The organism is Burkholderia anthina (genome assembly GCF_001547525.1).
Lineage (GTDB): Bacteria > Pseudomonadota > Gammaproteobacteria > Burkholderiales > Burkholderiaceae > Burkholderia > Burkholderia semiarida.
On record NZ_LNJP01000004.1, the window covers coordinates 194,273 to 216,355 of the forward strand.

20 protein-coding genes are annotated in these 22,083 nt (G+C 69.3%); 12 read left to right on the forward strand and 8 right to left on the reverse strand.

What is annotated here, in order from left to right; all coding sequences use genetic code 11:
• Window positions 1-24: 24 nt before the first annotated feature.
• The 3 genes from creB (at window position 25) to creD (ending at window position 3,723) form a co-directional block, all read left to right on the forward strand.
• Window positions 25-738, forward strand: a complete 714-nt coding sequence (creB, locus tag WS64_RS30050) for a two-component system response regulator CreB (RefSeq protein ID WP_060968710.1) — start codon at window positions 25-27, stop codon at window positions 736-738.
• A gap of 15 nt (window positions 739-753) precedes the next feature.
• The gene (gene creC, locus WS64_RS30055; protein ID WP_060968711.1) at window positions 754-2,223 is read left to right on the forward strand and encodes a two-component system sensor histidine kinase CreC; all 1,470 of its coding nucleotides are present in this window, start codon (window positions 754-756) and stop codon (window positions 2,221-2,223) included.
• Between the two features lie 105 nt (window positions 2,224-2,328).
• Window positions 2,329-3,723 carry a cell envelope integrity protein CreD gene (gene creD / locus WS64_RS30060; protein WP_060968712.1) on the forward strand — a complete coding sequence of 465 codons (1,395 nt, stop codon included), beginning with the start codon at window positions 2,329-2,331 and terminating at the stop codon, window positions 3,721-3,723.
• Window positions 3,724-3,802: 79 nt separating this feature from the next.
• Here creD and WS64_RS30065 read toward each other — a convergent pair whose 3' ends face one another.
• Window positions 3,803-4,225 (reverse strand): RidA family protein, encoded by a 423-nt coding sequence (locus WS64_RS30065; RefSeq protein WP_059584786.1) that lies wholly within the window; start codon window positions 4,223-4,225, stop codon window positions 3,803-3,805.
• Between the two features lie 167 nt (window positions 4,226-4,392).
• Between WS64_RS30065 and WS64_RS33960 the strand changes: the two genes are divergently transcribed.
• Entirely contained in the window at window positions 4,393-4,590 is a 198-nt protein-coding gene (locus tag WS64_RS33960) for an oxidoreductase-like domain-containing protein (protein ID WP_060310679.1), read from the forward strand.
• A gap of 90 nt (window positions 4,591-4,680) precedes the next feature.
• Here WS64_RS33960 and WS64_RS30075 read toward each other — a convergent pair whose 3' ends face one another.
• Complete coding sequence (locus WS64_RS30075) at window positions 4,681-6,141, reverse strand: MFS transporter (RefSeq protein ID WP_060968714.1); 1,461 nt, start codon at window positions 6,139-6,141, stop codon at window positions 4,681-4,683.
• 144 nt (window positions 6,142-6,285) lie between these two features.
• Here WS64_RS30075 and WS64_RS30080 point away from each other — a divergent pair, with 144 nt between their 5' ends.
• Window positions 6,286-7,158, forward strand: coding sequence for a LysR family transcriptional regulator (locus WS64_RS30080; protein WP_059584791.1), 873 nt, complete (start codon window positions 6,286-6,288; stop codon window positions 7,156-7,158).
• A gap of 85 nt (window positions 7,159-7,243) precedes the next feature.
• Here the strand turns inward: WS64_RS30080 and WS64_RS30085 are convergent, their stop codons facing one another.
• Window positions 7,244-8,146 carry a LysR family transcriptional regulator gene (locus WS64_RS30085; protein WP_060968715.1) on the reverse strand — a complete coding sequence of 301 codons (903 nt, stop codon included), beginning with the start codon at window positions 8,144-8,146 and terminating at the stop codon, window positions 7,244-7,246.
• Window positions 8,147-8,245: 99 nt separating this feature from the next.
• On the opposite strand from WS64_RS30085, the gene WS64_RS30090 reads away from it, so the two are divergent.
• Window positions 8,246-9,223 carry an NAD-dependent epimerase/dehydratase family protein gene (locus WS64_RS30090; protein ID WP_060968716.1) on the forward strand — a complete coding sequence of 326 codons (978 nt, stop codon included), beginning with the start codon at window positions 8,246-8,248 and terminating at the stop codon, window positions 9,221-9,223.
• A gap of 365 nt (window positions 9,224-9,588) precedes the next feature.
• Here the strand turns inward: WS64_RS30090 and WS64_RS30095 are convergent, their stop codons facing one another.
• From WS64_RS30095 to WS64_RS30115, 5 genes are all read right to left on the reverse strand, one after another.
• Complete coding sequence (locus WS64_RS30095; protein WP_060968717.1) at window positions 9,589-10,290, reverse strand: DUF2848 domain-containing protein; 702 nt, start codon at window positions 10,288-10,290, stop codon at window positions 9,589-9,591.
• A gap of 49 nt (window positions 10,291-10,339) precedes the next feature.
• Entirely contained in the window at window positions 10,340-11,659 is a 1,320-nt protein-coding gene (locus WS64_RS30100; protein ID WP_060968718.1) for an MFS transporter, read from the reverse strand.
• A 58-nt stretch (window positions 11,660-11,717) separates the two neighbouring features.
• Window positions 11,718-12,407 (reverse strand): DUF4286 family protein, encoded by a 690-nt coding sequence (locus WS64_RS30105; protein WP_060968719.1) that lies wholly within the window; start codon window positions 12,405-12,407, stop codon window positions 11,718-11,720.
• A gap of 98 nt (window positions 12,408-12,505) precedes the next feature.
• Window positions 12,506-13,531 (reverse strand): LysR family transcriptional regulator, encoded by a 1,026-nt coding sequence (locus WS64_RS30110; protein WP_059639723.1) that lies wholly within the window; start codon window positions 13,529-13,531, stop codon window positions 12,506-12,508.
• Window positions 13,532-13,633: 102 nt separating this feature from the next.
• Window positions 13,634-14,425, reverse strand: coding sequence for an SDR family NAD(P)-dependent oxidoreductase (locus WS64_RS30115; protein WP_060968720.1), 792 nt, complete (start codon window positions 14,423-14,425; stop codon window positions 13,634-13,636).
• Window positions 14,426-14,864: 439 nt separating this feature from the next.
• Here WS64_RS30115 and ypfJ point away from each other — a divergent pair, with 439 nt between their 5' ends.
• From ypfJ to WS64_RS30145, 6 genes are all read left to right on the forward strand, one after another.
• Window positions 14,865-15,746, forward strand: a complete 882-nt coding sequence (gene ypfJ, locus WS64_RS30120; protein WP_059639988.1) for a KPN_02809 family neutral zinc metallopeptidase — start codon at window positions 14,865-14,867, stop codon at window positions 15,744-15,746.
• 170 nt (window positions 15,747-15,916) lie between these two features.
• Window positions 15,917-16,645 (forward strand): helix-turn-helix transcriptional regulator, encoded by a 729-nt coding sequence (locus WS64_RS30125; RefSeq protein WP_060968721.1) that lies wholly within the window; start codon window positions 15,917-15,919, stop codon window positions 16,643-16,645.
• 169 nt (window positions 16,646-16,814) lie between these two features.
• Complete coding sequence (locus WS64_RS30130) at window positions 16,815-18,317, forward strand: aldehyde dehydrogenase family protein (protein ID WP_060968722.1); 1,503 nt, start codon at window positions 16,815-16,817, stop codon at window positions 18,315-18,317.
• Window positions 18,318-18,378: 61 nt separating this feature from the next.
• Window positions 18,379-19,719, forward strand: coding sequence for an aspartate aminotransferase family protein (locus WS64_RS30135; RefSeq protein WP_060968723.1), 1,341 nt, complete (start codon window positions 18,379-18,381; stop codon window positions 19,717-19,719).
• A gap of 221 nt (window positions 19,720-19,940) precedes the next feature.
• Window positions 19,941-21,443 (forward strand): APC family permease, encoded by a 1,503-nt coding sequence (locus tag WS64_RS30140; RefSeq protein WP_060968724.1) that lies wholly within the window; start codon window positions 19,941-19,943, stop codon window positions 21,441-21,443.
• Window positions 21,440-22,030, forward strand: coding sequence for a DUF3156 family protein (locus tag WS64_RS30145; protein WP_060968725.1), 591 nt, complete (start codon window positions 21,440-21,442; stop codon window positions 22,028-22,030). Before WS64_RS30140 ends, WS64_RS30145 begins: the two co-directional genes overlap by 4 nt.
• The last annotated feature ends 53 nt before the right edge of the window (window positions 22,031-22,083 follow it).

Here is a 22,083-nt window from a genome sequence, read left to right on the forward strand (position 1 = left end):
AATACGAGACCCGAATCCGAGGCCATGACCCAGCCCACCATCCTGATCGTCGAAGACGAACAGGCGATCGCGGACACGATCGTCTATGCCCTCGGCACCGACGGCATGCAGACCATGCACTGCACGCTCGGGCAGGCGGCGCTCGATCATCTGCGCGCTACGCGTGTCGATCTCGTGGTGCTCGACGTCGGCCTGCCGGACCTCAGCGGCTTCGAGGTATGCCGGCGGCTGCGCACGTTCACCGATATCCCGGTGATCTTCCTGACCGCGCGGCACGACGAGATCGACCGGATCGTCGGGCTCGAGATCGGCGCCGACGATTACGTCGTCAAGCCGTTTTCGCCGCGCGAGCTGGCGGCGCGGGTGCGCGTGATCCTGCGCCGCTTCCACCGGGCGGCCGCGCCGGAACCGGTGCCCGCGCCCGTGCCAGCCGATGCGTGCGCACCGGTTGCCTCCGGCTTCACGCTCGACATCGACGGCGCGCGCGTGTCGTGGCTCGGCCACGCGCTGGACCTCACGCGCTACGAATTCGGGCTGCTCGCGCTGCTGGTCCGGCATCCGGGGCGCATCTACTCGCGCGAGCAACTGATGGATCTCGTGTGGCACGAAGCGCTCGATTCGGCCGACCGCACGGTCGACACGCATATCAAGACGCTGCGCGCCAAGCTGCGCGCGATCGATCCCGAGCGCGACCCGATCCGCACGCATCGCGGGATGGGTTATTCGCTGCAACCGTAACGATCGGCTCCGCCCATGCATATCGGCCTGCGCATCTTCTTCGGCTTTTTCCTGATCGTCGGCCTGGCCGCGCTGATCACGCTGCGCGTGTTCGTGCAGGAGGTGAAGCCCGGCGTGCGCGAAGCGATGGAGGACACGCTCGTCGACACCGCGCAGGTGCTGGCGACGCTGGCCGCCGACGACATGGCGAACGGGCATATCGCCGACGGCGCGTTCGCGCGGCAGCTCGGGAAACTGCACGAGCGCCCGGTCAGCGCGAACGTGTGGGGCATCCAGAAGAACGCGATCGGCTACCGCCTCTACATCACCGACGCACACGGCATCGTGCGCTACGACTCGTCCGGCAGCGCGGTCGGGCAGGACTACTCTCGCTGGAACGACGTGTACCGGACGCTGCGCGGCGAATACGGCGCGCGCAGCACGCGCAGCGATCCGAACGACGACGGCAGCACCGTGATGCACGTGGCGGCGCCGATCCGGCGCGGCGACGAGATCATCGGCGTGCTGACGATCGCGAAACCGAACCAGACGGTCGCGCCGTTCATCGCGCGCAGCCAGCGCAAGATCATGCTGTACGGTGCGTTGCTGATGGGCGGCGCGATGCTGATCGGCGTCGGGTGCACGGGGTGGCTGGTGCTCGGGCTGCGGCGCCTGCAGCGCTATGCGCGCGCGATCGCGGCCGGCGAGCGCGCGTCGATGCCGCTGCAGGGCGCGAACGAGCTGGCCGAGCTCGGGCGCGCGGTGGAAAGCATGCATCGGCGGCTGGAAGACCGGCAATACGTCGAAACCTACATTCACACGCTCACGCACGAGATGAAGAGCCCGCTGGCCGCGATCAGCGGCGCGGCCGAGCTGTTGCAGGAGGACATGCCGGTCGCGAACCGCCGGCGCTTCACCGAGAACATCCGCCGTCAGGCCGGCCGCTTGGAACAGATGATCCGCAAGCTGCTCGCGCTGGCCGAGGTCGAGCAGAAGCAGCGCCTGTCGGTGCACGAACCGGTCGCGCTGCGGCCGGTGCTCGAACAGCTCGTCGACGATATCGAGCCGCGCGCGCGGCAGCGCGGCGTGAGCTTGCGGATCGACGCGAATGGTGCGGCGGATGCGGCCGATGGGGCCGATGCGGTGGTCGTCGACGGCGATCCGTTCCTGCTGCGGCAGGCGCTCGGCAACCTGCTCGACAACGCGCTGGATTTCGCGCCGCCGGGCAGCACCATCCGGATCGCGCTCGAGCGGCAGCCGGCGGGCAGGGCGCACGTCGCGGTCGTGCGCGTGGCGGACGACGGCCCCGGCGTGCCCGACTACGCATTGTCGCGCGTGTTCGAACGCTTCTATTCGCTGCCGAGGCCCGACGGGCAGGATCGCAGCACGGGCCTCGGGCTGTGTTTCGTCCGTGAAGTCGCGATGCTGCACCGCGGCCAGGTCGCGCTCGCGAACCGCGCGGAAGGCGGCGCGTGTGCAACGCTCACGCTGCCGTCGGCCGGCTGATCGCGCGCTTCACGCCCGCCACACATTCGCTTCACATCGGCTTCAATCGCCCTTCACCGGGGCCGCTCATGCTGACCGTACCTTCCACTCCGGTGCCTGCCAGCAATGAATCGAGTCCTGTTGTTCAAGTCCATGATCACCGCGTTTCTCGCGCTGGCGATCCTGATCCCGCTGCAGATGGTCCAGAGCATCGTGCGGGAACGCGCCGACTATCGGCGAAGTGCGCTGGAAAGCATCTGGGCGAGCTATGCGGGGCCGCAGACGGTGACGGGGCCGGTGCTTGTCGTCCGTTACACGGAAGTCACGCGCGTGAGCGACGACGTGCGGGCCGGCGGCAAGGCGAAAACCAGCCTGAAAAGCGAGGCGAAACGGCTGCTCGTGTTCCCGAAGACGTTGAACGTCGACGGCACGCTGTCGGTCAGCACGCGCTATCGCGGCATTCACAAGGCGCTCGTGTACGCGCTCGACAGCCGGATGACCGGCACGCTGCCGCTGCCGGACCTGAAGAAGCTGCCGCAGGCCGACGGCCACGTGAGCTTCAAGGTCGACGGCGCGTACGTCGCGCTCGGCATCGGCGATCTTCGCGGGCTGAAGGCGCAGCCCGACCTGCGCATCGGCGGCACGCGGATCGACGTGGAACAGGGCACGCGGCTCGACAGCCTGCGCCAGGGCGTGCATGCGAACGTCGATCTCGCGGCGCTGGCGGACGCAAACGCGGGGGCGACGGTCGTGCCGTTCAGCATTGCGCTGCCGCTGGCCGGTGCGGAGTCGGTCGCGTTCGCGCCGGTGGGCGACCAGAACGACTTCTCGCTGAAATCGACTTGGCCGCACCCGAGCTTCGGCGGCGAATTCCTGCCGGCCGAGCGCACGGTCGATGCGCGCGGCTTCGTCAGCAACTGGCGCGTGACGTCGTTCAACACGAAGGCGCGCGAGCAAGTGGCGTCCGGCAACGGCAACGGCGACGGTGGGATCGAGAGGGCGTCGGTGTCGGTGATCGAACCCGTGAACGTCTATCTGCAGGCCGAACGCGCGACGAAATACGGTGCGCTGTTCGTGATGCTCACGTTCGCGAGCTTCTTCATGTACGAACTCGTGAAGCGGTTGCGCATTCACCCGATCCAGTACACGCTGGTCGGCCTGTCGCTCGCGCTGTTCTTCCTGCTGCTGCTGAGCCTGTCCGAACACATTGCGTTCGGCTATGCGTATCTCGTGGCGAGCGGCGCATGCATCGGGCTGCTCGGCTTCTACCTGTCGTTCGTGCTGCACAGCGTGAAGCGCGGCGCGACGTTCACGGCGCTGCTCGCGATGCTGTACGCGGCGCTCTACGGGCTGCTGCTGTCGGAAGACAATGCGCTGATGCTCGGCTCGCTGCTGCTGTTCGCGATCCTCGCCGGCATCATGACGCTCACGCGCCGCGTCGACTGGTATTCGCTCGGCGCCGCGTGGCAGCCGCTGGCCGACAAACCGGACGCGGTGAAGGTGGGCCCGCCCGCGAAGTAGGTGAGCGGGGAGGCGAGCAAGCGCGCGCCGGTCGGGAATGCCGCGACCGGCGCGCGGTTTCAGGCGGGCAGGATACCCTTCATGCGGCCGTCCCGGGACGACGAAACCGCGCCAGCGGAATCTCGGCGATGGCCGCGATCTCGATCAGCAGGTCGGGACGGTAGAGACGCTCGACCTGGACGGTCGTCGTCACCGGGTAGGGTTCGGCGAAATAAGCGTTGCGGATGTCGCCGGCGTGCATGAATGCGTCGATGTCGATGGCGTAATGGACGAGCGAGATCACGTCGCGCATTTGCCCGCCCAGTGCGGCCAGCACGTCGCGGATGTTGTCGAGCGTTTGCCGGACCTGGGCGCGCATGTCGCCGGCGCCGACGACCTGCCCGGCGCGGTCGAGCGCGACCTGACCCTTCAGGTGCACGATCCGGCCGTCGCCCTGGATCACGGCCATCGAGAATGCGCCGAACGGCGCCCAGACTTCCGGCGGATTCACGGCTTCGGCCATCGCGCAGCTCCTGTGGGGGCGGAAATGGGGTAACGCAGCGGCGTGCCGCGTTCGGCGATCGCGCCATGATGAACGTGGACGCGTTCATCGTCGACGGCCAGCCCTGCCGAAAGCGGCGGCGGCCCGGATCGCCCTATACTCGCTTCTCCACATTACCGGACCACGCCGTGCCTAACCAAGCTTCCGGAGATCCGTCCATCGACGATCCCCGTCCGATCCCGCCTATCCAACCCGAACTGGAAGACTGCTGCAACAGCGGCTGCTCGCCGTGCGTCTTCGACCTGTACGACGAAGCGCTCGCGCGCTATCGCGTCGAGCTGGCCGAATGGGAGGCGCGGCAAGCGCAGCGCGAGCATCGCAAATAAGCCGGATGCCTGCGAGCGGCCATGCATTGCATGCACCGCATCGGTTGCCGGCGTTGGACTGACGAGGCCATTTCCGTCGCGCATCAGGCGTCACGCATCCGCATGCAGCCGCCGATGCAGCGGCCCGAGCGCCATCGACAGCGCGCTGCAGCCGAGCAACACGGCCGTCAGCGTGAACATCGACACCCTGAACCCCTGCACGTAATCGAGCGCGGCCGGATGCACGCCGAGCCGCGCGAAGAACACGCCGCCGATCGTCGCGGCGCCGACCGCCGCGCCAATCTGCAGCATCGCGCTGACCATTCCCGACGCCACGCCCGCGCGGGCCGCGTCGACTTCCGCGAGCACGATCCGCACGACCGACGGCAGCACGAGCCCTTGCCCGATGCCGATCGCCGCGATGCCCGCATAGAAGCCGGGCCCGGGCACGCCGTCGCGGGCGAGCGTGGCGGCGGTCGCGACGCCGGCCGCGAGCATCGCGAAGCCGAGCGTGAGCACGCGATACGCGCCGAACCGGGCGACGAGGCGCGGCATCAGCAGCGGGCTCGCGAGAAAACCGAGCCCGAGCGGCAGGATCGCGAACCCGGACGCGAGCGGCGACCAGTTCAGGCAGCCCTGCAGATAGATCCCGTAGCTCAGGAAGAACGCGCTCAGCATGTAGAACAGGAACGCGAGCAGGAGCCCGAGCGCGACGACCGGGTTGCGGAACAGGCGCACGTCGAGCAGCGGATCGCGGCCGCGCGCGAGCCGGCGCGATTCGACCGTCAGCAGCGCGCCGAGCATCGGCAGCGCGCCGACGCCGCACGCGATCATCCATAGCGGCCAGCCGGCTTCGCGGCCGTGCGTGAGCGGATACACGAGCATCAGCAGGAACAGCGACAGCAGCACCGTGCCCGGCACGTCGATGCGCTGGCCGCGCGGCGGACGGTTTTCCGGGATGAAGCGCCAGCTGCCGATCAGCGCCAGGATGCCGATCGGCAGATTGACGAGGAAGATCGCGCGCCAGCCGAGCCCGAACGGATGCAGGCTGATCAGCGCGCCGCCGCCGAGCTGGCCGATTACGGCCGCCAGGCCGAACGCGAACCCGTAGAAGCCCATCACGCGCACCTGTTCGTGCGGGCTGAACACGCTGCGGATCGTCGCGAGCACCTGCGGCGCGAGGATCGCGGCGAACAGGCCTTGCAGCACGCGTCCGCCGACGAGCACGGTGCCGTTGTCGGCGAGCCCGCACAGCGTCGACGCGAGCACGAAGCCGGCCATGCCGACCATGAACATGCGTTTGCGTCCGTACAGGTCGCCGAGCCGCCCGCCGGTGATCTGGGCGACCGCGTTAGCGCATGCATAGGCCGACACGACGAGCTGCAACTCGGCCTGGCGCGCGCCGATGCCGTCGCGAATGGCCGGCAGCGCGAGATTCACGATGAAGTAGTCGAGCGGCGGCAGAATGGCACCGACCAGCAGGACCACGAGCGCCCAGCCGTGATGGCTGCGGGGCGTCGCCGCGGCAGCCGCGCCGGCCGACGCGCAGGGGGCAAGGGTGTTGTTCGTCATGAAAGCGGATCCAGAAAAAGAGGGCCCGATAAGCGATGGACGCGAGCAGGCCGTTGACCCCATATTCTGGTCATCGCTCATGGTTCGGAAAAGCGGGAAAGAGTGGTAGCATCCATCGGGTTATTCGATGGATGGAGGAAGGCGATGCGCGGTTTCGATCTGGACCAGTTGCGCACGTTCGCGGCGGTCGCGGACGCCGGCAGCCTGACGGCCGCCGCGCCGCTGCTGCACCTGTCGCAATCGACGGTCAGCGAGCAGGTGCGCAAGCTCGAATCGCGCGCGGGCGTGCCGCTGTTCGTGCGCAGCAAGCGCGGTGTCGAGCCGACGCCGGCCGGCTCGCGGCTGTTGCAGCACGCGCGGCGCATCGTCGCGCTGAACGAGGCCGCGTTCGACGAACTGCGTGGGCAGGCGATCAAGGGCGAGTTGCGCGTCGCGATCACCGACTACTACCGCACGAACGAAGTGGCGGGCATGCTGGCGCGGCTGCGCGAGTGCTATCCGCAGCTGAGCCTGCACGTGAGCGCGATGAAGAGCGCGGATATCGAAGCGGCGCATGCGCGCGGGCAGATCGATCTGGGCGTCGTGATGAACATGTCGAGCGGGCCGTTCCGGCCGGTGTCGGCCGATACGCGCTGGGTGCTGCGGCGCGAACCGCTGTCGTGGGTCGCGTCGCCCGCGCTCGCCGAGCAGTTGCCCGAACCGCTGCCGCTCGTGTTGCTGCCGGACGACTGCATGATGCATCAGGTCGCGGTGCGCTCGCTCGACGAGCGGCATACGCCGTACGTGCTCGTGCACAGCGCGTCGGGCGTCGCGGGGTTGCAGTCGATGCTCGCGGCGGGGCTCGGGGTCGGCTGCCTGTGTGCGTCGGCGATCGGCGACGGCCTGATGCGGCTCGGCACGAAATACCGGCTGCCGCCGCTGCCCGACGCGGTGTTTTCGCTGACGCCGCCGCTGCCGGGCGAGCGCGAGACCGTCACCCAGGCGCGCGAGGTGCTGTCGCGTCAATTGCTGATGTAAAACCGTGCCGCGCGCATCGCGGACATCTGTTCGCCGGGAAAAATCCTCGAATAGCGCGGCCCGCGCGATTCACGCACGCCGCTTTCTACTCGGCGAGCTCACCGTCCGCATACGTACGCAGCCCGTTGGCCAGTGCATCGAACACGGCCCGGCAGCGCGGGCTCGTCCGCAGATCCTCGTGCATCACGACCCAGGTTTCCAGCCGCATCGCGGGCCCGTCGGGCAGCACGCGCACGAGCCGCGCGTCGCGTTTCGCGAGCGCCGTCTGGCAGAAGCCGATCCCGTAGCCGGCGCGGATCAGCGCAAGCTGCGCGAGGTTGCTGTCGGTGCGCAGCGCGAACGCGTCGCGCTTCCACTGCGGCATGCCGCGCCCCGCCGAGCGGATGAACGGCGTGACCGTATCGAAGCCGATCAGCGCGTGATGGGCGAGCGCGTCGATCGTCGCCGGCGCGCCGTGGTGCGCCAGGTAATCGTCGCGGGCATACAGTCCGACCTCGATTTCGCCGACACGCCGCGCGACGAGCGCGTCCTGCGCGGGCGGCGCCATCCGGACCGCGATGTCGGCCTCGCGCTTGAGCACGTCCTGGATGCGGTCGGTCGGCACCAGTTCGATCACGAGCCCCGGATGGTCGCGCCGCAATTGCGCGAGCATCGGCGGCAGCACCTCGACGGCGATCACGTCGCTGGCCGAGATCCGCACGATGCCGCGCACGCCGGCGCCGTGGCTGGCCGCCGCGCGCTCGAACGCGGCCGCCGCGCTGCGCAGCGCCTCCGCATGGCCGCGCAGCGCGAGCGCGGCCTCGGTCGGCAGCAGGCCCGACGGCGACCGCGTGAACAGCGTCTGGCCGAACGCGGCTTCGAGCGCCGCGACATGGCGGCCGGCCGTCGGCTGCGTGATGCCGAGCGCGCGGGCCGCGCCGGACAGCGAGCCTTCCGTCAGCACCGCGAGGAAGGTGCGGTAGCGTTCCCAGTTCAGATCGGTGGTCATGCATAAATGTATAGCTGATCGACTGGGTTCGGCAATTCCTTGATAGCCATCGGCGCCTCAGAATGCGTGTCGTGATGGTTTCATTCAAGGAGAGCGGCAATGACGGCAAACGCAAGCGGGATGCAACGGCAGGCGCTCGTGCTCGGCGCGAGCGGCGGGATCGGCGGGGAAGTCGCACGGCAGTTGCGCGATGCGGGCTGGCAGGTGCGTGCGCTCAAGCGCGGGCTCGATGCCGAGGGCGTGGAGCGCGACGGCATCGCATGGGTGGGCGGCGACGCGCTGGATCGCGATGCAGTGGTGCGCGCCGCCCGCGGCTGCAGCGTGATCGTGCATGCGGTGAACCCGCCCGGATACCGGAACTGGGCCACGCAGGTGCTGCCGATGATCGACAACACGATCGCGGCGGCCGGGGCCGCGCAGGCGACCGTCGTGCTGCCGGGCACGGTCTACAACTTCGGCGCCGATGCATTTCCGGTGCTGCGGGAAGATGCGCCGCAGCATCCGGCGACCCGCAAGGGCGCGATCCGCGTCGAACTGGAGCGGCGGCTGCAGGACGCCAGCGCGCACGGCGTGCGGACGATCGTCGTGCGCGCCGGCGATTTCTTCGGGCCGCAACTCGGCAACAGCTGGTTCTCGCAGGGGCTGGTCAAGCCGGGGCGGCCCGTCGCGGCCATCAGCGTGCCGAGCCGCGGCGTTGGCCATCAATGGGCGTATGTGCCGGACGTGGCCCGCACGATGGTCGAGCTGATCGAGCGGCGCGAGACGCTGGAGCCGTTCGCGCGTTTCCATCTGGGCGGGCATTGGGACGAAGACGGCATGCAGATGGCGCGGGCCGTGCAACGCGTCGCGCAGCGGCACGGCATGCGGCCGGCGCTGCGCGATTTTCCGTGGTGGCTCGTGTGGGTCGCCGCGCCGTTCGTGACGACGCTGCGCGAATTGCTCGAGATGCGCTACCTGTGGCGCGAACCGATCCGGATGGGCAACGCGCGCGTGACCGCGGTGCTCGGCCGCGAGCCGGTGACGCCGCTCGATACGGCGGTGGAGGCGACGCTGGCGGGGCTCGGTTGTCTCGGGTGAGCAACGGCAGGCAGTAAAGGCTGCGCCCCCGCACGGAAACGCGCCATGCCGAACCGAAGAAGCCGCGGGGCCACAATTCTCCACATACCCGCGCGCGTCCGATGCGCATCATGTCGGGCAATGCCGATAACGCGAAAACGGGGGCGCGATGGGGTACTTCGGGTGGAAAATGTCGGTTGCGGGAGCAATCATGTTCACATTGAGTGGATGTACGAACCTGGCCGGCGTGCTGTATTGCGGCAACTCGCAGTTCAACTTTCCGGACTACCACTGCTTTGAGTCGTACAGGTAGGAACAGGCGCGACGCCTGAATGCCGTCGTGCCCGTGCCCCGTGCGGTTTTCCGCTTGCCGTCAGGGCTTGCCGTTACGCGATGACCGGCAACACCTCGACTGCATAGCGATGCGTGAGACTGCGCCCGAGCACCGGATCGTGCAGTTCCATTTCGAACGCGTCGCCGTCGCTCATCGCGGCAATTTCGCCATGCACGGCGACGGTCCCGCCATACATCGCGCAGCGCGCGGGCATCGTGCGGCGACCGTCGAACCGCTGCCACAGCACGTCGGGCGCGAGCAGGCCGCTGACCGGGCCGTGCTGGTACGCCGTCCGCTCGCCGTCGCGCGCAATCAGCCATGAGCGCATCTCGAGCGCATCCCAGTGATCGGCGACATCCGCATGACGCCACGCGTCGCGGCCGAGCGGCTTCGCGCACACCTGCTTCGACACGGCCACGCCGTACGCCTCCACTTCGCGATCCGTGTGATCGGAGCCGATCGTGACGAGCGTGCCGGCCGGGCTGTCGACCAGCACGCATTCGATCTCGCCGCCCGAGCGCGCGCCGAGCACGCCGATCGACGGTGCCTGCGTAAGCAGCGCGGCCGACACGCGATAGAAGCACGGCGTGGTCGACGGCGGCGCGACGCCGAGCGCCGCGAGTTCGTCGATATGCGCGTGGATCGCGGCCGGGTCGCGTCCGGCCCAGCCGGCGATCACGACGCGCTCGATGTCGACGTCGACGGCGGCCGGCGCGTGTTGCAGGGAAATCACGTTGAACGACAGGGTTGGCATGCGGCTATCCGTTTGAAATGCGAAGGAATGATTCGGCCGGCGGCGACGCTCAGCCCTCGAGCGGCCGGTGCGCGGTCTCGCGCGCGGCGACGAGCGCGATCGACGTGACGACGAGCGCGGCGGTGACGTACAGCGACACGGCCGTCGTCGTGCCCGTCTGCCGGAACAGCGCGGCGATCACGAGCGGCGCGAAGCCGCCGCCGACGATGCCGGCGAGCGTGTACGCAAGCGACGAGCCCGCATAGCGCACGCGTGTCGGGAATTGCTCGGTCACGAACGCGCCCTGCGGGCCATACATCACCGCATGGATCACGAGGCCGATCGCGACGGCCGCGACGATCGCCGCGGGGCGCGCCGAATCGAGCAGCGCGAAGAACACGAACGCCCATACGATGCCGGCCATTGCGCCGGCGAGATACACGGGCCGACGGCCGAAACGGTCCGACAGCGCGCCGAAGAACGGCACCGCGAGCGCGTTGCAGGCCGTGCCGATCATCACGGCCGTCAGCGCGACGGGGCGCGACAGGTGCAGCACGGTCGTCACGTAGGTCAGCGTGAATACGACGATCAGCGCGTACAGCACGTCCGAGCCGATTCGCGAGCCGCCCGCGATCAGCAGGCGCTTCCAGTGGTACTTCAGCACGTCGGCGACGGGCACTTCGGCGGTTGCGTGCGATTCGGCGAGTTGCTCGAACTGCGGCGTTTCGTCGACGCCGCGCCGCACCCAGAAGCCGAACGCGACGAGCAGCGCGCTGGCCGCGAACGGCACGCGCCAGCCCCACGACAGGAAGTTCTCCGAGGTGGTCGACAGCGTGACGAGCGCGATGCAGCCGGTGCCGAGCAGCGTGCCGAACGACGGGCCGATCTGCGTCCACGACGCGGACAGCCCGCGCCGCTTCTGGTCGCCATGCTCGACCGACAGCAGCACCGCGCCGGCCCATTCGCCGCCGAGCGCGACGCCCTGCACGAAACGCAGCGCGACGAGCAGGATCGGGCTCAGGATGCCGGCCTGCGCGTAGGTCGGCAGCGCGCCCATCAACGCGGTCGTCACGCCCATCAGCACGAGCGTGAGCATCAGCACCGCGCGGCGGCCGATGCGGTCGCCGAGGTTGCCGAACACGAAGCCGCCGAGCGGGCGTGACACGTAGCCGACCGCATAGGTCGAGAACGCGAGGATCGTGCCGGCCAGCGGATCGACCGACGGGAAGAACAGATGGTTGAAAACGAGCGCGGCGAGCGTGTTGTAGATCGTGAAGTCGTACCACTCGAGCGACGTGCCGATCATGCTCGCGGTCGCGAGTCGGCTGTTGCGGACACGACGGGGCGCGTGGGCGGCGGGCTGGGCGAGCGTGTTCATGGTGTCGGGCAGATCGTGACGGGTGACGGGGTGAAGCGTGGGGCCGGTGTTGGCGTCGGCGTCGGGCGTTTCAGGCAGACAGGGCGGCAGCGGCGGCCGGTTCGGTTTCGGCGTCGCGTCGCCGGGCAGGCAGCGGTGAAGCGGCGCGCCATAGCAGGCCGAAGGTGCGCACGTCGTCGTGTCCGGCGAGCGAGGCGGACACGCGGCGCGTGGCCGCTGCGTCGCTGCCTTCGATCAGCACCAGCGCATCGGCGGCCGGGCGGGCGGCCGCGGCGGCGCCGATCGGCGCGGACAGATCCGGGGACGTGCGGAAGAGTCGCGCGGCGTGGATGCCCGGTTCTTGCAGGGCCGTGTCGAAGCGCTCGCGCAGGCGGGGCACATCGATGCGGTCGGGCGGCAGCACGAACAGCGCGAGATGCGCGCCTTCGCCGTCGCCGGCCTCGATCGTCAGCTCGCCGACACGCCGCTGCGTACCCGTCATGCGCGCGAAGTTCGCGAGCGACCATGCGGTCTGCTGCGTGAACGCCCGCCGGTACGCGTCGCCGCGGAACACGTCGAGCGAATCCGTCACGTACAGCGCGAGGTATCGGCGCGGGCCGCCGTCGGTCGCGCGAAACCGCCGCGCATGCGTGAAGCCGGGAATCGCGACACGCTCCTGCATGTGCTCGCGGTCGTACCACGCGTTGAAATCGGCCTCGTGCGCGGGGTCGATATCCGTCCAGACGCAAAGCTGGCCGTGCGGAAGGGAAAAGCGGGTCATCGCGGGTTCCTCGTGACGGGGATGTCAGGAACCTCAGTGTCCCGAAGACCGGCCGCGCCAGTCCAACAAGAAAACAAATTCGCGGTGAACAGGTTTTCTTATGAGCGGCGCGGGCGGCGTTTGGCGGTGGGCGCGGCAGGCGACGCGGCTTTCGTCGTGCGCTTCGCTTTCGCCGTGGGGCGCGTCGTTGTCGCGGTCGCGTTGCGCGTGGGCATTGAGTCGGCGGCCGTTGCGTCGACGCGATCGGCGGCCCCCGTCGCACGCGCCACTTCGCTCGCGAGTTCCGCGATGCGCGCGGCCACCGGCAGCCCCTGGCTGCGGTACGTCGCGACGAGCGGCAGCGCCGGGAATTCGGGCTCGACGTCGAGCAGTTCGAGCGTGCCTTCGTGTAGCTCGCGCCCGATGATGGCAGGCGGCAGCGCGGCCACGCCGAAGCCGTCGGCGACGAGGCGGATCATCGCGGCGACCGACGTGATGCAGTTGATGCTGGCCGGCCGTTCGACGGCGGCGAACAGCCGCTCGATCGTCGCGTGCGGCCCCGAATGGCGCGAGAAGCTGATGATCGGAAACCCGGCCAGGCGCGCGACGTCTAGCGGCTGGCCGCCGAGCCCGAGGCGCGGGCTCGCGGCCCAGCGCACCGGGAATTCGCACAGCGGCAGGTTCGTGAAGTCCGGCCCCGGCACCGGATCGGTCTGCAGGATCAGGTCGACGCCGTCGGTGCTGAGCAGGCGCGTCAGATGCAGCGTCGTGTCGCTGGTGATCTCGACGTCGAGGCGCGGGTAGCGCTCGCGCAGTTGCGCCATCAGCGCGGGAAACCAGCTGTGCACGATCGATTCGATCACGCCGATCCGGATCAGGCCCGCATCGCTCGCCGCGTCGATGTCGCGCCGCATTTCTCCGTCGAGCCGCACGATCCGCTCCGCGTAGGCCAGCATGCGCCGGCCCGCGGGCGTGAGCGTGGCCGAGCGCGTGTTGCGGTCGAACAGGCGCACGTCGAACGCTTCCTCGAGCGATGCGATGCGGCTCGACACGGCGGCCTGCGTGGTGTGCAGTTTCTCGGCCGTGAGCCGGAAGTTTTCCAGCTTCGCGAGCCAGACGAAGGTTTCCAGAAACCGGATGTTCATCGCGTTCCGAACGGTGAGGCGGTGCCGCGCCCGGGCGGCGGATCGGGACGATGTTAGCGGATTCGGCAGCGGGCGGGCACGCGCGACGCCTTCTTGTGGGCGTCAAAGCCGGTCGAACGCGAGCGTCGGCACGTCGACGGCCAGCGCGCCGCCGTCCGCGACGAGCGTCGCGCCGGTCACGAACGAGGCGTCCGGCGACGCCAGGAACGCGCAGACGGCCGCGATCTCGTCCGGATCGGCCGCGCGCCGCAGCGGCACGTCGGCGCTCACGCGTGTGTACGCATCGTCGAGCGAATCGCCGTGCGCGGCCATCAGCGGTGCCATTTCCGCATCGGCCATCGGCGTGCGGACCCAGCCCGGGCAGACGGCGTTCGCCCGCACGCCGTGCGGGCCGTAGTCGCGTGCGAGCGATCGCGCCAGCCCGAGCAGCGCGTGCTTGCCGACCGTATAGCCGCATACGCCGGGCCCGGCCGCGAGCGCCGCGATCGACGCGACCAGCACGATATTGCCGCGCTGCGCGATCAGGTCGGGCAGGCATGCGCGCGCACTGACGAACGCGGTATCGAGGTTCGCGTGCATCGCGTCGCGCCATTGCGCGTCGCCGGTTTCGTCCGCGCGGCCGACGCCGTGGCCGCCCGCGCACGCGACGAGTGCGTCGACGCGGCCGAAGCGATCGGCGATGCGTGGCAGGAAAGCGGCCCAGTCGGCTGCGCTGGCGGCGTCGCCAGCAAGCGCGAGGCCGCCGGTTTCGGCCGCGAGTGCAGCGAGCGGCGCCGGGCGGCGCCCGATCAGCACGACGCGGTCGCCGCGACGGGCGAAGCGGCGCGCGCACGCAGCGCCGATGCCGGTGCCTGCGCCGGTGATCGCGATCGTGCGGGGTGGCGGGTGCGTCATGTCGTTCTCCGGAAAGGGGGGTGTTCCGGCCACTTTAGGCGGCGCCGGCGCGCGCCGGTATCCGCCGAAAGGATGAACGCGGGCCGTCCGGATGGCCAAGCGCGGCGGCCGGGGCCCATTTTGCAAAGGCTGACGATGTTCGGCGCCGAATCGCTCTATCCTCCACATTTTTGCGATAAGCCACGAAAGCCCGGCAAAATAGCGTGGGCGGGCGCGCAGCGGTGCGTCGGCCGTCCGATTCCGTCGTACGAATCGTGCAACCCGCAAGGGCGCGGCCGGCGAAGGCGCGGCCGGCAAAATGCGCGGCAGGCGGGATCGGCGCGAGCGGGCATCCGATGCGCAGGTATCGCGTCCGCCGACGGATCGTGTCGCCACGGCGTATCGCCCGGTCGCGCGTTGGCGCGGGCGGACCATCGACAAGAACAGGGAGGGGCCGGCAATGAGGCTGGACGACGAAAGAGAAAGCATGAACGTCGAGGATCGCCGTGGCGCCGGCGGTTTCGGCGGCGGACGCGGCGCGACGATCGGCATCGGCACGATCGTGGTCGCGCTGGCCGCATCGTATTTCTTCGGCATCGACCCGCGCGTCGTGCTCGAAGGCGCGTCGGCGCTGCAGGGCCGCCAGCAGCAGGCGCAGCCCGCGCCGACCCAGCGCCAGGGCGCGCCGGCGAACGATCCGGGCGCGGTGTTCACGCGCAAGGTGCTCGGCAATATCGAACGCACGTGGACGGGCGTGTTCAACACGCAATTGCACGCGCAGTACGAACCGCCGAAGCTCGTGATGTTCACGAACTCGACGCCGACCGCGTGCGGCACCGGCCAGACCGCGATGGGGCCGTTCTACTGCCCGGGCGACCGCAACGTGTACATCGATCTCGGCTTCTACGACGAGCTGCGCAAGCGCTTCGGCGCGGGCGGCGATTTCGCGCAGGCCTACGTGATCGCGCACGAAGTCGGCCATCACGTGCAGAACCTGCTCGGCATCGCCGACAAGGTCGATGCCGCGCGCCGGCGATCGAGCCAGACGCGCGCGAATGCGCTGTCGGTGCGGATGGAACTGCAGGCCGACTGTTTCGCCGGCGTGTGGGCGAACAACGCGCAGCGCGCGAACCAGCGGCTGATGGAGCCCGGCGATTTCGAGCAGGGGCTGAAGGCGGCGGCCGCGATCGGCGACGACCGTCTGCAGCAGCAAGGGCAGGGCTACGTCGTGCCCGAAAGCTTCACGCACGGCACCAGCGAACAGCGCGTGTACTGGCTGCGGCGGGGGATGGAGTCGGGCGAGGTGAGCGCCTGCGACACGTTCGCCGCGAACGCCCGCTGAAACGAGGCGCGCGCACCGTCGCGCGCCGATATCGTCTCGGCTGAACCGGCCACTGGCCGCTGGCCGGCCCGGCACGATTTGCCGATTTGTGCTCACCGGCGCTTTTTCGGCGCCGGTAGGCTGGCCCGGACGTCGACATTCGTTGTCGTCCATCCGCCAGCCGATTCCCGATGCCGACCTCATTCGTTTCCGCCGACCACGACGCCGCCGACTGGCGACGCACGCTGCGCGCGTGCGTGGACGCGTTCGACGCATTCGCGAGCCCGTCGGCGATCGTGTTCTATCGGCTCGACCACAGCGGCGAGCCGGCCGATTTCGAGCTGTTCGGGATGCCGGAATCGATGCATCGCACCTATGTCGCCCGCTACCGGATGCTCGATCCGCTGCATCCGTCGCGCTGCGCGTCGGGCGAATGCGCGGTCGTCACGCTCGCATCCCAACTGCCTGACGAAAGACGCGCCGCGTCCGCGTACTGGACCCGGTTTCTGCGGCGGCACGACGTGGCCGACGTCGTCGAGATCTGGCTGCGCGACGCGGGCCGCACGGTCGGCGCGTTCTCGCTGCTGCGCTTCGGCATGGGCGACGCGAACGGCAACGGCACGGCAGGACGGTTCGCACCCGGCGAGATCGACGCGCTCGCGCGGCTGCAACCTGTCGCCGAAGCCGCGCTGAGCCCGCTGCTGCGCGTGCGGCGCGGAATCCACCGGATCGGTTGCGAGGAACGGCTGACCTACCGCGAGGAGCAGATCGCACGGCTCGTGCGCGACGGCCGCTCGAACAAGGAGATCGCGCGCGATCTCGCGCTCGCGCAACCGACGATCAAGACCCACCTGATGCGCATGTACCGCAAGCTCGGCGTGTCGAATCGCACGGAGCTGGTCGGCGCATTGTTCCTGTAATCGCGCTGCCGGCCGGCCCGCGAGATCGTGCAATTCGATGCGCGATCGTCTTGCCGATGACGCGCTGCCAATTTGCGCTCACCGGGCGCGATCCCTCGTCGATACAGTGGTCCGACGCCCGCGTGCCTTACCGGCACGCGGCCCAGCCACGACAATCAACGAGACGCCCATGAGCAACACGAACTTCGTCGCCGTCAGCGACACCGTGCGCACCTTCGTCGCGCGCGATTTCGGCCTCTTCGTCGACGGCGCCATGCAGCCCGCGCATGCGGCGGCACGCCTCGACGTGTACAACCCGGCCACGGGCGAGCGGCTCGCCACCGTCGCGGACGCCGACGCACACGACGTCGACCGCGCGGTCGCCAGCGCGAAACACGCGTTCGACGCGCGCGTGTGGAGCGGGCTGCGGCCGGCCGAGCGCGAGCGCATCCTTCTGAAACTCGCGGACCTGATCGAAGCCGACGCCGAAACGCTCGCGCAGCTCGAAACGCTGAACCAGGGCAAGTCGATTCACGTGTCGCGCGCGATCGAAGTCGGCGCGAGCGTCGAATACGTGCGCTACATGGCCGGCTGGGCGACCAAGATCACCGGCCAGACGCTCGACGTGTCGATTCCGTTTCCGCCCGGCGCGCGCTATACGGCCTATACGCGCAAGGAGCCCGTCGGCGTGGTCGCCGCGATCGTGCCGTGGAATTTCCCGCTGATGATCGCGGTGTGGAAACTGATTCCCGCGCTCGCGGCCGGCTGCACGATCGTGCTGAAGCCGTCGCCGGAAACGCCGCTCACCGCGCTGCGCCTCGCCGAGCTCGCGCGTGACGCCGGCGTGCCGCCCGGCGTGTTCAACGTCGTTACGGGCGGGCGTGTCTGCGGCGCGGCGCTCGCGAGCCATCCGTCGATCGCGAAGATCTCGTTCACCGGGTCGACCGCGACCGGCAAGCTGGTCGGCGCGGCGGCCGTGCAGAACATGACGCGCTTCTCGCTGGAGCTCGGCGGCAAGAACCCGATCGTGATGCTCGACGACGTCGACGTCGCGCAGGCGCTCGACGGCGTCGCCGCCGGCGCGTTCTTCAACCAGGGGCAGGTGTGCGCGGCCGCGTCGCGCCTTTATGTGCATCGCAGCAAGTTCGCGCAGCTCGCGGACGGCCTCGCGGGCGTCGCGCGGTCGATGAAGCTCGGCGCGGGGCTCGACACCACCGCGCAGATCAACCCGCTCGTGTCCGCGCACCATCGCGACAAGGTGGTCGAGCACATCGAAGGCGCGCGCCGCGCGGGCCTCACGTTCCTCGCGGGCGGCACGCCGGCCGACGATCTGCCCGGCTATTACGTGAAGCCGGCCGTGATCGCCGATCCGCATCCGGACAGCGCGATCGTGCGCGACGAGGTGTTCGGCCCGGTGATCGTCGTCGTGCCGTTCGACGACGCGGCCGACGCGATACGCCTCGCGAACGCGTCGCCGTACGGCCTCGCCGCGAGCATCTGGAGCAACGACCTGAAGCGCGTGATGAATCTCGTGCCGCGGATCGAGGCCGGCACCGTGTGGGTGAACTGCCATATCCCGCTCGATCCGTCGATGCCGTTCGGCGGCTACAAGCAATCGGGCATCGGCCGCGAATTCGGGCAGTACGCGATCGAAGGCTTCACCGAAACCAAATCCGTGTGCATCGCGCACTGACGCGCGGGCCGATCCGACCACCGCAAAAACTGCAACAACCGATCCGAAAGTGGAGACTGCAATGAGCTACAACGAAGCGAAGTTCTGGCACCCGATGCTGCACCCGAACGAAATGAAACAGCGCAAGCCGATCCGCATCGTGCGCGGCGACGGCTGCTACGTGTTCGACGAGACCGGCAAGCAACTCGTCGACGGCGTCGCGGGTCTGTGGAACGTGAACGTCGGCCACAACCGTCAGGAAGTGAAGGACGCGATCGTGCGCCAGCTCGACGAGCTCGAATACTTCCAGCTGTTCGACGGTATCTCGCATCCGCGCGCCGAGGAGCTGTCGAAGAAGGTGATCGACATGCTCGAACCGGAAGGGATGCGCCGCGTGCTGTACAGCTCGGGCGGCTCCGATTCGATCGAGACCGCGCTGAAGATCGCGCGCCAGTACTGGAAGGTGCGCGGCCAGGCCGATCGCACGAAGTTCATCTCGCTGAAGCAGGGTTATCACGGCACGCATTTCGGCGGCGCGTCGGTGAACGGCAACACGGTGTTCCGCCGCAACTACGAGCCGAATTTGCCCGGCTGCTTCCACGTCGAGACGCCGTGGCTGTACCGCAATCCGTTTACGCAGGACCCGGAGGAACTCGGCCGAATCTGCGCGGAAATGCTGGCGCGCGAGATCGAGTTCCAGAGCCCCGACACCGTCGCCGCGTTCATCGCGGAGCCGATCCAGGGTGCGGGCGGCGTGATCGTGCCGCCGGCCAACTACTGGCCGCTCGTGCGCGAGGTGTGCGACCGCTACGGCGTGCTGCTGATCGCCGACGAAGTCGTGACGGGCTTCGGCCGCAGCGGCAGTATGTTCGGCAGCCGCGGGTGGGGCGTGCGCCCGGACATCATGTGTCTCGCGAAGGGGATTTCGTCGGGCTACGTGCCGCTCGGCGCGACGGTCGTGAACGCGCGGATCGAGGACGCGTTCGCCGCGAACGCCGATTTCGGCGGCGCGATCATGCACGGCTACACGTACGCCGGCCACCCGGTCGCATGCGCGGCCGCGATCGCGAGCCTCGACATCGTCGTGAAGGAGGATCTGCCGGCGAATGCGGCGAAGCAGGGCGCGTATCTGCTCGAGGCGCTGCGGCCGTTCGCGGAACGCTTCGCGGCGGTCGGCGAGGTGCGCGGCAAGGGGCTGATGCTCGCGCTCGACCTCGTCGCGAACAAGGACACGCGCGAGCCGATCGATCCGCTGTCCGGCTACGCGAACGCGGTCGCGGAAGTCGCGCGCGAGAACGGCGTGCTGGTGCGCCCGGTCGGCACGAAGATCATCCTGTCGCCGCCGCTCGTGATCCAGCGCGAACAGCTCGACCGGATCGTCGACGCGCTCGCCGCCGGCTTCGAGGCCGTGCCGTTCGCATGACGGCCAACCCGCGGCGGCGGGTAAACGCCATCGCGGGTTTGCCGATTTGCGCTATGACCGGATTATTTTGCCTGCGTATTTTTTCGACATCGGATCACGGTGTGATCGACAGGGGCCCCGGGCATCGACGCGCTGACGCACCGCCCGGGGCCGACCGCAAAGCATCTGGCCCCGGCCGCTGACGAAGCGCCGGTTCGGGCCAACCCACGAAGGAGACAACGATGTCGGGATGGTCGGGAATGACCGGCGCCGCGGGCGATACGTCCGCCGGCTCGCCGGCTGAAGCAGGCGGCGGCGCCGCATTGAAGGCCGGTGCGGTCGGTTTCCCGACCGCGCTGGCGAGCGCGGTCGGCCTCATCATGGCGAGCCCGGTGATCCTCACCGCGACGTCGGGCTTCGGGATGGGCGGCTGGGCGTTCGCGGTCGCGATGATCGTCGCGTTCGTGATGATGCAGGCGCAGGCGACGACCTTCTCCGAAGCCGCCGCGATGCTGCCGACGGCCGGCTCGGTTTACGATTACCTGTCGTGCGGGCTCGGCCGCTTCTGGGCGATCACCGGCACGATTTCCGCGTATTTCCTCGTGCACGTGTTCGCCGGCACGGCGGAGACGATCCTGAGCGGCATCATGGCGCTCGTGAACTTCGAATCGCTGAACGCGGCGTTCGAGAAGCACAACAGCGCGTGGCTCGTCGGCGTCGGCCTCGTGGTCACGTTCGCGATCACCAACATCATCGGCATCAAGGTGTTCAGCAAGCTGGAGATCGTGCTGACGGCCGGCATGTGGCTGTCGCTGATGACCTTCGGGATCCTCGGGCTCGCGGCCGCGCCGGCCGTGCATCTGGACGGCTGGTTCGGCGGCTCGGAAGTCGGTACGTCGATCCCGTCCGTGCTGTCGCTGGTCGGGATGGCGATGTTCATGTTCGTCGGCTGCGAGTTCGTCACGCCGCTCGCGCCGGAAATGAAGGCGCCGGGGCGCACGATTCCGCGCGCGATGGCGCTCGGCCTCGTCGGCGTCGCGATCTGCATGTTCCTGTACGGCGCGGCGATCCGCCGCCAGGTCGCGAACGTGCCGGTGAGCCCCGACGGCCTCACGCATCTGCTCGACACGCCGGGCGCGATCCCCGCGTTCGCGCTGCAGGTGCTCGGGCCGTTCGGGCGCGTGTGGTTCGGCATCGCGTTCCTGTGCGCGGGCGCCGCGACGATCAACACGCTGATGGCCGGGCTGCCGCGCATCCTGTACGGGATGGCGATCGACGGGGCGCTGCCGCGCTGCTTCGCGTACCTGCATCCGCGCTTCAAGACGCCGGTGGTCGGCATCGTCGTGTCGGCGATCGTGCCGATCGTTCATGCGTGGCTGATCAACGGCAATCTCGACAGCATCCTCCACCTCGTGCTCGCCGCCACCTGCGCGTGGGGCACCGCGTACCTGCTCGTCACCGCGTCGGTCGTGATGCTGCGCATCCGCCGGCCTGACTTGCCGCGCCCGTACCGCTCGCCGCTGTTCCCGCTGCCGCAGATCGTGTCGAGCGTCGGCATCGTGCTCGCGATCTGGTACATCACGCCGCCTGGCATGAACCCGCGCGACATCTACGTGCCGTTCGGCGCGATGCTCGGGCTCACCGCGCTGTATGCGCTGTTCTGGACGCTCGTCGTGCAGCGCCGGCATCCGTTCAGGCCGGTGCCGGTCGAGGACGTGCTGCGCAACGAGCACGTCGCGTCGTGAAGGCCGCGCTTGGCTCGCGGCGTGCGGCGCCCGATGCGCCGCCGCCCGGCCATCGGCCCGGCGCGATCGCCGCGCGCGTGCTCGCCGACCTGCGGGCCGTGCGCGACGCCGACGGGGTCGGTGGCGGCGTCTCGGCACGGCTGCCGAACGGCGTGCGCGTGGGCATCGACGAGCGCGTCGAGCGCCAGTTCCTGATGCATACGGTCAGCGTGACGGTGACGGCCGCCGTCGACGGCCCGGCCGCGCAGGGCAGCGCATGCGTGCGGCAGACCGGCTGGCTGCGCCGTACGGGTATCGAAGCCGTGCCCGCGCCCGGATGCGACCCCGTCTTCATCGACACGCTGGCCGCGCTGCTTGCCGGGCCGTCGCTGGCCGACGCGCTGCGTGGGCTGCACCTGACCGACTGCGCGATCGCCGCGCGCGACGGCCGCTGGACGCTCGCGATCGTGCCGTTCGGCGGTAGCGAGGTCGTGAACCGGATGCCGTCGTTTCGCCGCTATGTCAGGCTGATCGACGAGCAGGCCGCCGCGCTGTCGGCGGCCTGTCTTGCGTTCGAAGCCGCACTGCGCGGGATTTTGCGAGGGTAAGCTGTGGCGATGCGTGCCGCATGAACCCGGCGGCCGCATCGAGGAATCAGGGT

Bases quoted from the DNA above. Each gene is read 5' to 3' on its own strand.
- creB (WP_060968710.1), top strand. From the start codon at position 25: ATGACCCAGCCCACCATCCTGATCGTCGAAGACGAACAGGCGATCGCG.
- creC (WP_060968711.1), top strand. From the start codon at position 754: ATGCATATCGGCCTGCGCATCTTCTTCGGCTTTTTCCTGATCGTCGGC.
- creD (WP_060968712.1), top strand. From the start codon at position 2,329: ATGAATCGAGTCCTGTTGTTCAAGTCCATGATCACCGCGTTTCTCGCG.
- WS64_RS30065 (WP_059584786.1), bottom strand. From the start codon at position 4,225: ATGGCCGAAGCCGTGAATCCGCCGGAAGTCTGGGCGCCGTTCGGCGCA.
- WS64_RS30075 (WP_060968714.1), bottom strand. From the start codon at position 6,141: ATGACGAACAACACCCTTGCCCCCTGCGCGTCGGCCGGCGCGGCTGCC.
- WS64_RS30080 (WP_059584791.1), top strand. From the start codon at position 6,286: ATGCGCGGTTTCGATCTGGACCAGTTGCGCACGTTCGCGGCGGTCGCG.
- WS64_RS30085 (WP_060968715.1), bottom strand. From the start codon at position 8,146: ATGACCACCGATCTGAACTGGGAACGCTACCGCACCTTCCTCGCGGTG.
- WS64_RS30090 (WP_060968716.1), top strand. From the start codon at position 8,246: ATGACGGCAAACGCAAGCGGGATGCAACGGCAGGCGCTCGTGCTCGGC.
- WS64_RS30095 (WP_060968717.1), bottom strand. From the start codon at position 10,290: ATGCCAACCCTGTCGTTCAACGTGATTTCCCTGCAACACGCGCCGGCC.
- WS64_RS30105 (WP_060968719.1), bottom strand. From the start codon at position 12,407: ATGACCCGCTTTTCCCTTCCGCACGGCCAGCTTTGCGTCTGGACGGAT.
- WS64_RS30110 (WP_059639723.1), bottom strand. From the start codon at position 13,531: ATGAACATCCGGTTTCTGGAAACCTTCGTCTGGCTCGCGAAGCTGGAA.
- WS64_RS30115 (WP_060968720.1), bottom strand. From the start codon at position 14,425: ATGACGCACCCGCCACCCCGCACGATCGCGATCACCGGCGCAGGCACC.
- ypfJ (WP_059639988.1), top strand. From the start codon at position 14,865: ATGAGGCTGGACGACGAAAGAGAAAGCATGAACGTCGAGGATCGCCGT.
- WS64_RS30125 (WP_060968721.1), top strand. From the start codon at position 15,917: ATGCCGACCTCATTCGTTTCCGCCGACCACGACGCCGCCGACTGGCGA.
- WS64_RS30130 (WP_060968722.1), top strand. From the start codon at position 16,815: ATGAGCAACACGAACTTCGTCGCCGTCAGCGACACCGTGCGCACCTTC.
- WS64_RS30135 (WP_060968723.1), top strand. From the start codon at position 18,379: ATGAGCTACAACGAAGCGAAGTTCTGGCACCCGATGCTGCACCCGAAC.
- WS64_RS30140 (WP_060968724.1), top strand. From the start codon at position 19,941: ATGTCGGGATGGTCGGGAATGACCGGCGCCGCGGGCGATACGTCCGCC.